At 60.7% G+C, this 12498-nt stretch carries 16 protein-coding genes; all 16 read right to left on the reverse strand.

The features are described from left to right. Positions 1-31: 31 nt before the first annotated feature. The 16 genes from BLS57_RS03840 to BLS57_RS03915 all read right to left on the reverse strand — a co-directional run bounded on the left by BLS57_RS03840 (position 32) and on the right by BLS57_RS03915 (position 12498). Entirely contained in the window at positions 32-634 is a 603-nt protein-coding gene (locus tag BLS57_RS03840; RefSeq protein ID WP_067630634.1) for an NADH-quinone oxidoreductase subunit J, read from the reverse strand. Beyond that, positions 631-1047: a carboxymuconolactone decarboxylase family protein gene (locus BLS57_RS03845; protein ID WP_093739391.1), complete on the reverse strand. Its 417-nt coding sequence runs from the start codon at positions 1045-1047 to the stop codon at positions 631-633. Before BLS57_RS03845 ends, BLS57_RS03840 begins: the two co-directional genes overlap by 4 nt. Continuing rightward, entirely contained in the window at positions 1044-1538 is a 495-nt protein-coding gene (nuoI, locus tag BLS57_RS03850; RefSeq protein ID WP_093739393.1) for an NADH-quinone oxidoreductase subunit NuoI, read from the reverse strand. Before nuoI ends, BLS57_RS03845 begins: the two co-directional genes overlap by 4 nt. Position 1539: 1 nt before the next feature. Further along, positions 1540-2580: an NADH-quinone oxidoreductase subunit NuoH gene (gene nuoH / locus BLS57_RS03855; RefSeq protein ID WP_093739395.1), complete on the reverse strand. Its 1041-nt coding sequence runs from the start codon at positions 2578-2580 to the stop codon at positions 1540-1542. A 6-nt stretch (positions 2581-2586) separates the two neighbouring features. Beyond that, positions 2587-2958 (reverse strand): hypothetical protein, encoded by a 372-nt coding sequence (locus tag BLS57_RS03860; protein WP_007119502.1) that lies wholly within the window; start codon positions 2956-2958, stop codon positions 2587-2589. An 8-nt stretch (positions 2959-2966) separates the two neighbouring features. Continuing rightward, on the reverse strand, positions 2967-4982 hold the full coding sequence (gene nuoG, locus BLS57_RS03865; protein WP_093739397.1) for an NADH-quinone oxidoreductase subunit NuoG: 2016 nt from the start codon (positions 4980-4982) through the stop codon (positions 2967-2969). 4 nt (positions 4983-4986) lie between these two features. Next, entirely contained in the window at positions 4987-5397 is a 411-nt protein-coding gene (locus tag BLS57_RS03870) for a DUF5333 domain-containing protein (RefSeq protein ID WP_093739399.1), read from the reverse strand. Positions 5398-5517: 120 nt separating this feature from the next. Continuing rightward, the gene (locus tag BLS57_RS03875; RefSeq protein WP_093739401.1) at positions 5518-5844 is read right to left on the reverse strand and encodes a hypothetical protein; all 327 of its coding nucleotides are present in this window, start codon (positions 5842-5844) and stop codon (positions 5518-5520) included. A gap of 118 nt (positions 5845-5962) precedes the next feature. Continuing rightward, positions 5963-6406, reverse strand: a complete 444-nt coding sequence (locus BLS57_RS03880) for an HD domain-containing protein (RefSeq protein ID WP_093739403.1) — start codon at positions 6404-6406, stop codon at positions 5963-5965. 3 nt (positions 6407-6409) lie between these two features. Continuing rightward, positions 6410-7705 carry an NADH-quinone oxidoreductase subunit NuoF gene (gene nuoF / locus BLS57_RS03885; protein ID WP_093739405.1) on the reverse strand — a complete coding sequence of 432 codons (1296 nt, stop codon included), beginning with the start codon at positions 7703-7705 and terminating at the stop codon, positions 6410-6412. A 5-nt stretch (positions 7706-7710) separates the two neighbouring features. Further along, a complete protein-coding gene (locus BLS57_RS03890; RefSeq protein WP_093739407.1) occupies positions 7711-7944 on the reverse strand; it encodes a DUF5337 domain-containing protein in 234 nt (77 codons plus the stop codon). Between the two features lie 18 nt (positions 7945-7962). Continuing rightward, a complete protein-coding gene (locus tag BLS57_RS19570; RefSeq protein WP_139186609.1) occupies positions 7963-8952 on the reverse strand; it encodes an NADH-quinone oxidoreductase subunit E in 990 nt (329 codons plus the stop codon). A gap of 79 nt (positions 8953-9031) precedes the next feature. Further along, on the reverse strand, positions 9032-10183 hold the full coding sequence (locus tag BLS57_RS03900) for an NADH-quinone oxidoreductase subunit E (RefSeq protein WP_093739409.1): 1152 nt from the start codon (positions 10181-10183) through the stop codon (positions 9032-9034). A 268-nt stretch (positions 10184-10451) separates the two neighbouring features. Then, the gene (locus tag BLS57_RS03910) at positions 10452-11696 is read right to left on the reverse strand and encodes an NADH-quinone oxidoreductase subunit D (protein WP_093739413.1); all 1245 of its coding nucleotides are present in this window, start codon (positions 11694-11696) and stop codon (positions 10452-10454) included. Continuing rightward, a complete protein-coding gene (locus BLS57_RS19700) occupies positions 11696-11869 on the reverse strand; it encodes a hypothetical protein (protein ID WP_162931847.1) in 174 nt (57 codons plus the stop codon). Before BLS57_RS19700 ends, BLS57_RS03910 begins: the two co-directional genes overlap by 1 nt. Beyond that, the gene (locus tag BLS57_RS03915) at positions 11869-12498 is read right to left on the reverse strand and encodes an NADH-quinone oxidoreductase subunit C (RefSeq protein WP_093739415.1); all 630 of its coding nucleotides are present in this window, start codon (positions 12496-12498) and stop codon (positions 11869-11871) included. Before BLS57_RS03915 ends, BLS57_RS19700 begins: the two co-directional genes overlap by 1 nt.

Here is a 12498-nt window from a genome sequence, read left to right on the forward strand (position 1 = left end):
CGGCCCCGGAATTTTTTAAAAATTCCGGCTCTTACAACCCCTGCCCCGATTTCACATCGCGCAGTTCCATCGCCTTGGCCGGGTCGCGCATCATCTGCGCCACCACGTCTTGGCGTTTCACGTCCTTACGATGACGCAGGGTGAGCACAATCGCCCCGATCATCGCGACCAGCAGGATCAGGCCTGCGAGTTGGAACAAAAGGAAGTAACGATCATAAAGCAGCAGGCCGAGCGCTTCGGTGTTAAAGCGTGCGGGATCAATCGCATTGGCCCGCAGGCTTTCTGCCGCCGCACTCTGCTCCCAAGCACCAAAGGCCATGACGAACTGCATCAGGATCACCAGCGCAATCAGCAAGGCCAGCGGCATATAGCGCGCCATCTCGGCCTTCAGCTCAGCGAAATCCACGTCGAGCATCATCACGACGAAGAGGAACAGCACCGCCACCGCGCCGACATAGACGATCACCAGCAGCATCGCCACGAACTCCGCGCCCAAAAGCACGAAGAGCCCCGCTGCCGACAGGAACGACAGGATCAACCAAAGCACCGAATGCACCGGGTTGCGGCTGATCACGGTGAACAGCCCGCCGGTGATGACGCTGATCGCGAAGAGGTAAAATGAAAAGACCGTCATGCGCCGTCTTCCTTCTTGGTGTCTTTGTTCTCGTCCAGCACCGATTGCGCCAGTTCCAGCGCGCGGGTCATCGCCGGAATGCCGGCAAAGGCCGACATCTGGCCGATGGTCTCGACGATATGTTGTTTCGTGGCCCCGGCCTCGAGCGCGTGGCGCACGGTTTGGCGCACACCCACATCATTCTGCGCGCCCTGCATGGTCAGCCCGGCCAGCGTCAGCAGCAGCCGGGTGCGGGCGTCAAGACCGCCCTTGTTGACCGTGTCGCCGAACCAGAAATCCATCATTTCCTTGGGCATGGTGCCCATCATCGCCTCAAACCCCTTGGGCGAAAAGGCATCCATCGCCGGAAAGGCTTTCGCCATTTCCTGCGCCTGTTTCATCATCGCATCAAAGGGGTTTTTGGGATCAGTCATCGGTAGGGCGCATCCATTTCGAGGTTGCGGGCAATCTCGGCTTCCCAGCGGTCGCCGTTGTCCAGCAGTTTCGCCTTGTCGTAATACAGCTCTTCGCGGGTCTCGGTCGAGAATTCGAAGTTCGGACCTTCAACAATCGCATCCACCGGGCAGGCTTCCTGACAGAAACCACAGTAGATGCATTTGGTCATGTCAATGTCATAACGCGTGGTGCGGCGCGAACCGTCTTCGCGCGCTTCGGCGTCGATCGTGATCGCCTGCGCGGGGCAGACCGCCTCGCAGAGTTTGCAGGCAATGCAACGCTCTTCGCCATTGGGGTAACGGCGCAAAGCATGCTCCCCGCGGAAACGGGGCGACAGCGGCCCCTTCTCATGCGGGTAGTTGATGGTGGTTTTCGGCGCAAAGAAATAGCGCATCCCCAGCATGAACGCCTTGGCGTAGTCTGCCAGCAGGAAATATTTCGCAGCGCGGGTGTAGTCGGTGTTCGCCATATCAGCCCCCTACGGTCCAGCGGGCATAGATGCCCCAGAACCAATCGAATTTTGCAGCAAAGGCCACGAAGACCACCCAGAAGAGCGAGAACGGCAGGAAGACTTTCCAACCCAGCCGCATCAGCTGGTCATAGCGGTAGCGCGGCGTGATGGCCTTCACCATGGCGAACATGAAGAACACCATCAGCATCTTGATGAACATCCAGAAGAAGCCATCGGGCAGGAACGGCACCGGAGACAGCCAGCCGCCAAAGAACATCAGCGAGACCAGCGCGCACATCAGTACCACGGCGACCAATTCGCCGATCATGAACAGCAGGAAGGGCGTGGAGGAATATTCCACCTGATAGCCCGCCACCAGTTCCGATTCCGCTTCCGGAAGGTCAAAGGGTGGCCGGTTGGTTTCCGCCAGTGCCGAGATGAAGAACAGGATCAGCATCGGGAAATGCGGCAAGAAGTACCAGTTGAACAGCCCCCAGTCGCCATCCTGTGCCGCCACGATAGCATTAAAGTTCATCGAGCCCGACGAGAGGATCACGCCAATGATGATCAGACCGATTGAGACCTCATAAGAGATCATCTGCGCGGCAGAGCGCAGCGAGCCCAAGAAAGGATATTTCGAGTTCGACGCCCAACCACCCATGATCACGCCGTAAACCTCGAGCGAGGAGACGGCAAAGACATAGAGGATCGCCACGTTGATGTCCGACAGGATCCAGCCTTCGTTAAAGGGGATCACCGCCCAGGCGATCATCGCCATGACAAAAGAAATCATCGGCGCAAGGAAGAAGACCCCCTTGTCGGCGCCCGCGGGCACCACCACTTCTTTGACGATATACTTGAGGAAGTCGGCAAAGCTTTGCAGCAGGCCAAAGACACCTACAACGTTGGGGCCACGGCGCATCATCACGGCGGCCCAGATCTTGCGGTCGGCATACATGAGGAAGGCCAGCGCCAGCAAAAGCGGCACCACCAGCAGCAACACCTGCCCGACCGTCAGCAGACCGATGCCCAGATAGGTGTTGTAAAAGAAATCAGCCATAAGTCCTCACACCGTCGGAATGCCGCGTTCCGCGCATTGAAACGCGGTCACTTCGGCATCAATTGTCTTCAAGCCTTTCGGCAGGCTCGGCGAGATCGTGTAAACAGCATCTGCCCGCCATATGCCACCCTCTTCGGTGACATTTGTCCGCACGTGACGTGCGAAACCGTAGCCCCGGATCAGCGTATATTGCGCGGCGGCGCATTCGGCATAGTCCGACACGTCTTGGTTCGACAGCGCCTTGGTCATCGCCACGTTAAACTGCACCAGATCCCCGTCCAAAAGCTGGGTTTCTACCCCCTTGTAGTCGGGGATGAAATCCTCGGCCACCGGCACCTGCGGTTCGCAGGCGGCTAGCAGCATCAAGGGGGCCAGCATCATGGCTCTCACTCCGCCGCCATCGGCTCGGCGCGGCGCGCGGCGGCCAGGGCCGACAGTTCCGCCATCAACTGGCTGGCGCGTGCGATGGGGTTCGACAGGTAGAAGTCACGCACCGCGGGGGCAAAGGAAGCATCGCCCAGCTTGCCCGCAGGCAGCGCGTTCCACTTGTTGTCCGGCACCTCATCGACATTCGCCAGATGCGGTACGGCCTCCACCAGCTTGCTCCGCAGTTGCGCGATGGAATCATACCCCAGTTGCGCCCCCATCTCAGCCGAGAGCGCCCGGAGAATCGCCCAGTTTTCCTTGGCCTCACCCGGTGCGAAACCAGCGCGCAGAGCCAGTTGCGGGCGGCCTTCGGTGTTCACAAACAGCCCGCCTTCTTCGGTATAGGCGGCACCGGGCAGGATGATGTCGGCGCGGTGCGCGCCTCGGTCGCCGTGGCTGCCTTGGTAGATCACGAAGGGGCCTTCGCCGATCTCGATCTCATCCGCGCCAAGGTTATAGATCACCTCTGCCGCGTTCACATCGTCCATGCCGTTCTCAGCCGTGGCACCAATGTCCATCGCACCGACACGCGACGCGGCGGTGTGCAGAACCATCAGCTTGCTCTTAGTCTTTTCGGCCAGTTCCATTGCTTTGGCCAGAACCGCCGCACCATCGGCTTCGCGCAGCGCGCCTTGGCCTACAACAACCACCGAAGGCTGTTCCAGCACTTCGTCAAAGTCGCTGCCCATCAGCTTGTCGAGCGTGGCGCGGTCATTGCCGAGATGGTGATGCGGATAGGTCAGATCCGCCGCTTCGCCGATCAGGCCAATCTCGGCACCCTTGCTCCACGCCTTGCGGATGCGCGCGTTCAGAACGGGGGCTTCAACCGCCGGGTTGCAGCCAATGAGCTGGATCATCTTGGCATCGTCCAAGTCTTCGATCCGCGCGTTGCCAACATAGCCAAAACGGTTGCCCGCAGGCAGCTTCGCCCCATCGGTGCGGCATTCGACGACACCGCCCTGCCCTTCGATCAACTGCTTGAGCGCAAAGGCGGCCTCGACCGACGCCAGATCACCGACCAGACCAGCCAGCTTCTTGCCCTTCATCGCCGCCGCAGCCGCGTTCAACGCTTCGGGCCAAGAGGCTTTGCGCAGTTTGCCACCTTCGCGGATATAGGGCGTGTCGAGACGCTGGCGGCGCAAACCGTCCCAGACAAAACGCGTCTTGTCGGAAATCCACTCTTCGTTCACGCCGTCATGGTTGCGCGGCAAAAAACGCATGACTTCGCGGCCCTTGGTATCCACGCGGATGTTGGAGCCAAGCGCATCCATCACATCGATGCTCTCGGTCTTGCTCAGTTCCCACGGGCGCGCGGTAAAGGCGTAGGGCTTAGAGACCAACGCACCGACGGGGCAGAGATCGATGATATTGCCCGACAGGTTGCTGTCGATCAGCGAACCGAGATAGGTCGTGATCTCCGCATCCTCACCCCGGCCCGTCTGGCCCATGACATGCTGACCCGCGACTTCGGTCGTGAAGCGCACGCAGCGGGTGCAGGAGATGCAGCGGGTCATATGGGTCTCGACCAGCGGGCCGAGATCAAGGTCTTCGGTCGCGCGCTTAGGCTCGCGGTAGCGCGAGAAGTCGACGCCGTAGGCCATCGCCTGATCCTGAAGATCACACTCACCGCCTTGATCGCAGATCGGGCAATCCAGCGGGTGGTTGATGAGCAAGAACTCCATCACCCCCTCGCGGGCCTTTTTGACCATCGGCGAGTTGGTTTTCACAACCGGCGGTTGCCCCTCAGGGCCGGGCCGCAGGTCGCGCACCTGCATGGCGCAGGAGGCGGCGGGCTTGGGCGGCCCGCCGACGACTTCCACAAGACACATCCGGCAGTTACCGGCGATCGACAGACGCTCGTGGTAACAGAAACGCGGCACCTCGACGCCGACCTGCTCGCAGGCCTGAATGAGCGTCATCGCCCCTTCGACTTCGACTTCTTTACCGTCGATGATGATCTTGCGGATATCGCTCATAAGCTCACTTTGCCTTCAGTAACGAACCGATCCGGCTCGATTTTTGAATCTCGTCGCGTCCAAGCGCACAATAGCTTTGCGGGTCCGAAGTATCGACCCCCTTGGCCTTGAAAAACGCAGCTCCGCGCGCTTTCATTCGTGCTTTTTCAGCGTCACTGTCGATATAGGCGTCGATCTCGGCGTCAGAGTAGCCCAGATCGCCGGCCTTGCCTTTCAAATCCCACGCCATCTTGACCGCGCGGAACATGCGCGCGCTGATGTCGGGGCAGTTTTTGCGGATGATGTCGGCCACGCCCATGTCCAGCAGCGCATCATCGATAGCGGCTACCTCGCGCAGCGGCGGTTTGGCGGCGGCAGGGGTCACGGTGGCGGCGGTCAGGCTCAGGCCCATCACGGCGATCATCAGGGTGCGCATATCAATTCTCCTTCATGCAGCGGGCCGTCAAGGCCCGTCTGGCAGATGGAGTGCGGCTGGCGTGATATTCAATATCACCGGCCGAGAGGGCATAAACCCCGCGATATGTCGCCGATTGGATCACTGCGGGCAGCGGCCTTGAAAGGTCAGCGCCCCGCCATCCATCCGCAAAGCAGAGGCAGGCGCGTCGGGACCGAGCGTCCAGATAATATCGGAGTTTCCGTAAAGACCGACACAGTATTTGGTCGCCTCATAACGCGCCGCCGCGCGGGCGCCGTCGATGGATTGTGCCGCATCTTTCACGCGGACTTGAAAGACATCGCGCTGGCCATCGACCTTGCTCACTTTGGCGCGGAAGAAATGGCCGTCAAAAGCCGTACGCTTACTGTCATTCGCGCAGCCCGCCAGCAGCGTCCCAACCGTCAAAATCGTCAAAGCAAATTTCATAACGTCACTCCGCTGCGCATGGGGCTTAGCCCTGACGCCTGTTCCAAATCATCCGCGTCAAATGCGCGTCTGCTATCGCTATTGTCGCCGCGATGGTCAAGCCATGCCGCGACCCCGCCTATCCCCGCGCTTGCTCCAAAAGCACACGCGAACGGCGGTATTTCTCCTTCAGCCGCACCCGTGTCTCCTCAGGCAAGAGCGCCAGCCGCGCATCGTCATCGTTGTCGTCCAAATCGGCCAGTTTCACCCGCACCGCACAGTCGTCCGACGCGACGCGGGCAATGTAGTCTTCGAGCGCCTCATTCTCAGGGTGTGTCAGGCAGCCTACCGAATGAGCGACCCCTTCCCCAAAACGCGCGGCGATCTCGTCCAACGTCACATCCGTATCTTCGACCACGTCGTGCAACAGCGCGACAACCTGATCCCTTGGGTTGTCCAACCGCGCCGTTACACGCGCCACATGCCCGATATAGAGCTGCCCTGCCCGATCCGTCTGACGCCCATGCGCGGCCAAAGCCATCTCAAAGGCCGCGCCAACCAGATCGGACTGCGCTGCGGTCATGGGTTACTCCGCCGCCACCGCGCTGACGCGCCCGGTGCGCTTGTGCTTGATACGGTCTTCGATCTCGTCCCGGAAGTGACGGATCAGACCTTGGATCGGCCAAGCCGCTGCATCGCCGAGCGCGCAGATCGTGTGGCCTTCGACCTGTTTGGTCACGTCGAGCAGCATGTCGATCTCTTCAGGCTCAGCATCGCCAGTCACCAGACGGTCCATCACCCGCATCATCCAGCCGGTGCCTTCGCGGCAGGGCGTACACTGGCCACAGCTTTCGTGTTTGTAGAACTTCGACAGCCGCCAGATCGCTTTGATGACGTCGGTCGAGTTGTCCATCACGATCACCGCCGCGGTGCCAAGGCCCGACCGTTGCTCGCGCAGATAGTCAAAATCCATAATCGCATCGCGCATGTCTTTGCCCGGGATCAGCGGCACCGAAGAGCCGCCGGGGATCACGGCCTTGAGGTTGTCCCAACCGCCGCGAATGCCGCCGCAATGTTTCTCGATCAACTCTTCAAAGCCAATGCTCATCGCCTCTTCAACAACACAAGGGTTGTTGACGTGGCCCGAGATCGCAAAGAGCTTGGTGCCCGCGTTGTTGGCCCGGCCAAAGCCCGCGAACCATTCTGGCCCACGGCGCAGGATGGTCGGGACCACAGCGATGGATTCCACGTTGTTCACTGTGGTCGGGCAGCCATAAAGGCCCGCACCCGCCGGGAATGGCGGCTTCATCCGGGGCATGCCTTTTTTGCCTTCGAGGCTTTCCAAAAGGGCGGTCTCTTCGCCGCAGATATAAGCGCCCGCGCCGTGGTGCAAGTAAATGTCAAAGTCCCAGCCGGATTTGGAGGCGTTCTTACCCACCAGCCCGGCCTCATAGGCCTCATCGATCGCTAGTTGCAGCGCCTCACGCTCGCGGATGTATTCGCCGCGCAGGTAGATGTAGCAGGCGTGCGCGTTCATCGCGAAACTGGCGATCAGGCAGCCTTCGATCAGCGTGTGCGGATCGTGGCGCATGATCTCGCGGTCTTTGCAGGTGCCCGGCTCGGATTCATCGGCATTGACCACCAGATAGGACGGGCGGCCATCGCTTTCCTTGGGCATGAAGGACCACTTGAGCCCCGTCGGGAAACCCGCCCCGCCCCGGCCGCGCAGGCCCGACGCCTTCATCTGGTCCACGATCCAGTCGCGGCCCTTTTCGATGATCCCGGCAGTTCCATCCCAATGGCCCCGCGATTGCGCGCCTTTCAGGGTGCGGTCATGCATGCCGTAGATATTGGTAAAAATGCGGTCTTTGTCCTGAAGCATGATGCCTACCTTTGGTTCTCACGGCTGGCCCGGCGGGCCTGCCACATTTGATAAATCACGACCAGCGCCCAGATTAGCGCGGCGAGGGCAGCGAAGTCGAAGAGCAGCGCGTAACGGCCCGGCAACCCGATCGCGGGGGCGGCCATTTGCACGAGTACCCAAAGGGTCATGGTCACGGCAATGACCAGTCCTGCGGTGCGGCCCTTGCGGGCAAGCGCTCTGTCTTCGGCTTCGCTCATTTGTTCTACGCGACCCCGTTAGCTCTGGGATTCGCTGGCGTCGGCGAGAGCCTTGGCCTGCCCGACCCAGTTGTCCCGCTCGATCCGGCCCTTAAAGCGAAGACGGGAATCGACCCATGCGATCTCGTCGTCGCTCAGTTCGGCAAGTTGGTCGAAGTGATAGATACCCAAGTCGTTGAGCGTCTGTTCCATTTTCGGGCCAATGCCGCCGATCCGTTTGAGGTCATCCGCCCCTTCGGCGCGGGGGCCGTCGAGCAGCGGCGGCTTTTCTTCCGTTACCGGCGCGCTCTTGTCAGATGCAGGCGTTGGCGCAGGCGGCGTGGTGGGTGCGGCAGCTGGCCCGTCGTCAACGAGCGCTTCCTCCGCAGTTTCGTCCAACGAAGCCGTGGCGGCGCTGTGCACGTCCTGTTCTGGCAAAGTCGTCGGCTTTGTCGATGGCAAGTCGTCTGTGGCAGAGGCATCATCCGCAGCCTCATCAACAGACGCCGTAGACGCCTTCGGCGCTTCCCGGTCTTCAACTGTCGCTGTATCCGCAACTGGCGTCTCCGCCGTTTCAGCGACGGGTGTGGTTTCAGGTTTCGGTGCTGGCGCGTCTTCGGCCACAGCCGCCGTGTCGGCAACCGGCGCGGTCGCTCCAGCGTCGCTCGGCTCGTCGCCTTTCGGCGTCACCGGGCCGCTCGAACGTTCGGCAGCACCAATCCCGGCATCCCCGGCTGGAACAGTGCCCGTAGCGGACGATACGCTGCCCGAGGCCGTGGGTGCGGCGGCGGTCGATGCCGCTGCTGCGCTGCGGGTGTTGTCCTGCGGCGCGTCAGCAGGTGCGTCCTTGCAAAGGAATGTCATCAAGAGATAGCCCGCAATCACCGCCACCAGCGCGCCTACAACGATCGCTTTGATCAGCCCAGAGCCGCCAAAGGCGAGCATCAGGAAAGCCACCAGCAAGCCGATGCCACCGCCCATGTACCAGCTGCGCTTGGTACAGGCCTCTCGTTCCGAAATCTGTGTCATAGCTATCGTTTTCTCCCTAATTGCGGGCGATGCGGCTGGTTAGTGGCGCCGTCTGTGGCTGCCCGTTGCGAAATCTCCGTTATTCTTTGGCAAGCCTCCCGGCCTGTTCTACCCAATTGTCGCGGCTGACCCGGCCTTTGAAGCCTTCGAGGTTCTGATCGACCCAAGCGACCTCATCCGGGCCCCATTTGGCGATCTGGTCAAAATGATAAAAGCCCATGCCATTGAGCATCTGCTCCAGCTTTGGCCCGACGCCTTTGATCTTTTTCAGATCATCGGCGCCCGTCTCACGCGGACCGTCCAACTGGGCAGGCTTGTTGCCCGGCGTGCGCGGCGTTTTCGTCTCGGCGGCAGCAGCATCGGCGGTCTCGCCTTTGGGATCACGTTTCGAGCGCGGTTTGCTTTTGGAAACGGCCTCGGCCTCCTGCTCGGACACACCGGTCTTATCCGCAGGCTCGCCCTCTGCCGGACGCGGCTCTTCGGCTTCGACCTCTTCAATCGGCTCGGGCTGCGGCGCATCGGGCTGGGACTGCCAAGGCGTCAGCAATGGCACTTCGCTGCCGTCGATCCGCTTGACCGTGTCGCCAATATCCACCGCCAATTGCGCGCTGGCGTTATACTGTTTACGCCCGCTCTCATGGTCCGTCAGGCTAGTCAGCCCGGACAAAGGCTCCGAAGCATAACGCCCGTTCTGCGGGCCCGGCACCGGCACGGTCCCATTGGCCAGATCGTCCAGAATTTCATTCAGACGCGCGGTGGTCAGGTCTTCGTAGTAGTCCTTGCCGACCTGCGCCATCGGGGCGTTGGAACAGGCACCCAGACACTCGACCTCTTCCCAAGAGAACCGCCCATCAGCCGACAGCTCATGCGGACGGGCTGCGATGCGTTCTTTGCAGACGGCGACCAAGTCCTCGGCCCCGCAGATCATGCAGGACGTAGTGCCGCAAACCTGAATATGTGCAACAGAACCAACAGGTTGCAGCTGGAACATAAAGTAGAATGTCGCCACTTCCAGCCCGCGGATATAGGCCATGCCCAGCATTTCCGAAACATGCTCAATCGCCGGACGGGTCAGCCAGCCCTCTTGCTCCTGCGCACGCCACAGCAGCGGAATGATCGCGCTGGCCTGACGGCCTTCGGGGTATTTGGTGATTTGCGCTTCGGCCCATTTCTGGTTCTCAGGCGTGAAGGCAAAAGTCTCGGGCTGGTCGGGGTGTAGACGGCGGAGCATTAAGTGCAAATCCCAGTATTCGTGACACGGTAAGTGCCGGTCTGATTGTCAAAGGTTACCGTGTCCCGCTTTGCGTAATTGGTAACCATGATATTGATGGTCCAGGTATCGACGCCTTCTGCACGCAACACATCGACAAGCTGGGCCTCGCTAATCCTGCATCCATTCATCTGCAAAAAGCGATCCACCGCAGGCCACGGGTTGGACGCATCTGCCGATGCGGGCAGCGGCAGTGCTACAAGCGCTGCGAGAAGGAGCAGGACAGGTCTCACCGGTCAATCTCTCCAAAGACGACGTCCATCGTCCCGATGATTGCGGCCACGTCGGCCAGTTGGTGACCGGTGGCAATGTGGTCCATCGCCTGCAGGTGCAAGAAACCCGGCGCACGGATTTTGGCGCGGTAGGGTTTGTTGGACCCGTCCGCGACGAGGAAGACGCCGAACTCACCCTTGGGCGCTTCGACCGCGCAGTAGACTTCGCCCGCAGGCACGTGGAAGCCTTCGGTGTAAAGCTTAAAGTGGTGGATCAGGCTTTCCATGTCGGTCTTCATCGCGGTGCGCGAGGGCGGTGTGATCTTGCCACGGGCGAGGATATCGCCCTGCCCTTCGGGGGCGCGCAGCTTTTCAATCGCCTGCTGGATGATGTAGGTCGACTGGCGCATCTCTTCCATGCGGCAGAGGTAACGGTCAAAACAGTCGCCGTTCTTGCCCACGGGGATCTGGAAGTCGAATTCGTCATAGCATTCGTAGGGTTGCGCACGGCGCAAGTCCCACGCAAAGCCCGAGCCGCGCACCATGACGCCGCTAAAGCCATAGTCGAGAATGTCCTGCTCGGTCACGACACCGATGTCGACGTTACGCTGTTTGAAAATCCGGTTCTCGGTCAGCAATTCGTCAATATCGACCATGAATTTGGTCAGGAACTGCGCACACCACGCTTCGATGTCATCAAGCAGCGCGGGCGGAAGGTCTTGGTGCACACCACCAGGGCGGAAGTAGGCCGCGTGCAGACGTGCGCCGCAGGCCCGTTCGTAGAAGATCATCAAGCTTTCACGCTCTTCAAAACCCCACAGCGGCGGGGTGAGCGCGCCGACGTCCAGCGCCTGCGTGGTGATGTTGAGCAGGTGGTTCAGAATGCGCCCGATCTCAGAGAAGAGCACCCGGATCAGCGAAGCGCGACGGGGCACGGCCGTGTCGGTCAGCTTTTCAATCGCCAGACACCAAGCATGCTCTTGGTTCATTGGAGCAACGTAATCGAGCCGGTCGAAATACGGCAGGTTCTGCAGATACGTCCGGCTTTCCATCAGCTTTTCGGTGCCACGGTGCAGCAGGCCGATATGCGGATCGCACCGCTCTACGACTTCGCCATCAAGCTCCAGCACCAGCCGCAAAACACCGTGTGCAGCAGGGTGTTGCGGGCCGAAGTTGATGTTGAAGTTGCGGATCTTCTGCTCGCCGGACTCAAAGTCGGTCGACCCGTCGTCAAAGGCTTTTGTGCGAATGTCGCCGTCCATTACCGTTTCTCCAGTTCTTGCAGCTTCATACCCATCCACCACAGCAGGGCAATCGTGCCCAGCGGGATCAGACAGGCCGCCGCCCAGTATTTGTTGATGCCGAAGAACGGCAGGAGCTTGACCATCGGGATGGCGGTCAGCGCAGAGAGGATCAGCCAGCCAAGCCCGCCCATTACTTCGCGTCCTTGCTCACGTGGCCGTCGGGGGCCGCTTTGTCGTCACCGGGCAGGATGTAATCCGCCCCTTCCCAGGGCGACATGAAGTCGAACTGGCGATACTCCTGAACGAGGCTCACAGGCTCATAGACCACACGTTTGGCGGCTTCGTCATAGCGCACTTCGGTATAGCCGGTGGTCGGGAAATCCTTGCGCAGCGGATGGCCGCGGAAGCCGTAGTCCGTGAGGATACGGCGCAGGTCGGGGTGGCCGGAAAACAGAATGCCGAACATGTCGAAAATCTCACGCTCGAACCAATCGGCACTGGGGTGCACGGAGGTCAGCGAGGGCACCATGTCCTTTTCGCGGGCCGTGGCACGCAGGCGGATGCGGTGGTTTTGGTACATCGACAGGAAGTGGTAGACCACGTCGAACCGCTTGGCCCGGCCCGGATAGTCAACAGCCGTAATGTCCACGAGGGTCGAGAAGCGGCAGGTCGGGTCGCTGCGCAGGAATTCCACCAGCCCGGCCACATTGGCCAGCGCCACATTCATGTTCAGCTCACCCTTGGTGACATCCCAGCCGAGCACACAATCGGGCCGTTTGGCTTCGATATAGGCCCCAAGTTCCTGCAGTTGTTCGCTCAT

This window comes from Sulfitobacter delicatus, from assembly GCF_900102535.1.
In the GTDB taxonomy this organism is placed as follows: Bacteria; Pseudomonadota; Alphaproteobacteria; order Rhodobacterales; family Rhodobacteraceae; genus Sulfitobacter; species Sulfitobacter delicatus.

Excerpts from the sequence above, each read along its gene's own strand:
- BLS57_RS03840 (WP_067630634.1), bottom strand. The coding sequence starts at position 634 with ATGACGGTCTTTTCATTTTACCTCTTCGCGATCAGCGTCATCACCGGC.
- BLS57_RS19700 (WP_162931847.1), bottom strand. The coding sequence starts at position 11,869 with ATGGGCGGGCTTGGCTGGCTGATCCTCTCTGCGCTGACCGCCATCCCG.
- nuoF (WP_093739405.1), bottom strand. The coding sequence starts at position 7,705 with ATGCTTCAGGACAAAGACCGCATTTTTACCAATATCTACGGCATGCAT.
- BLS57_RS03880 (WP_093739403.1), bottom strand. The coding sequence starts at position 6,406 with ATGACCGCAGCGCAGTCCGATCTGGTTGGCGCGGCCTTTGAGATGGCT.
- BLS57_RS03870 (WP_093739399.1), bottom strand. The coding sequence starts at position 5,397 with ATGCGCACCCTGATGATCGCCGTGATGGGCCTGAGCCTGACCGCCGCC.
- nuoG (WP_093739397.1), bottom strand. The coding sequence starts at position 4,982 with ATGAGCGATATCCGCAAGATCATCATCGACGGTAAAGAAGTCGAAGTC.
- BLS57_RS03860 (WP_007119502.1), bottom strand. The coding sequence starts at position 2,958 with ATGCTGGCCCCCTTGATGCTGCTAGCCGCCTGCGAACCGCAGGTGCCG.
- BLS57_RS03875 (WP_093739401.1), bottom strand. The coding sequence starts at position 5,844 with ATGAAATTTGCTTTGACGATTTTGACGGTTGGGACGCTGCTGGCGGGC.
- BLS57_RS03915 (WP_093739415.1), bottom strand. The coding sequence starts at position 12,498 with ATGAGCGAACAACTGCAGGAACTTGGGGCCTATATCGAAGCCAAACGG.
- BLS57_RS03845 (WP_093739391.1), bottom strand. The coding sequence starts at position 1,047 with ATGACTGATCCCAAAAACCCCTTTGATGCGATGATGAAACAGGCGCAG.
- BLS57_RS19570 (WP_139186609.1), bottom strand. The coding sequence starts at position 8,952 with ATGACACAGATTTCGGAACGAGAGGCCTGTACCAAGCGCAGCTGGTAC.
- BLS57_RS03890 (WP_093739407.1), bottom strand. The coding sequence starts at position 7,944 with ATGAGCGAAGCCGAAGACAGAGCGCTTGCCCGCAAGGGCCGCACCGCA.
- BLS57_RS03900 (WP_093739409.1), bottom strand. The coding sequence starts at position 10,183 with ATGCTCCGCCGTCTACACCCCGACCAGCCCGAGACTTTTGCCTTCACG.
- nuoH (WP_093739395.1), bottom strand. The coding sequence starts at position 2,580 with ATGGCTGATTTCTTTTACAACACCTATCTGGGCATCGGTCTGCTGACG.
- nuoI (WP_093739393.1), bottom strand. The coding sequence starts at position 1,538 with ATGGCGAACACCGACTACACCCGCGCTGCGAAATATTTCCTGCTGGCA.
- BLS57_RS03910 (WP_093739413.1), bottom strand. The coding sequence starts at position 11,696 with ATGGACGGCGACATTCGCACAAAAGCCTTTGACGACGGGTCGACCGAC.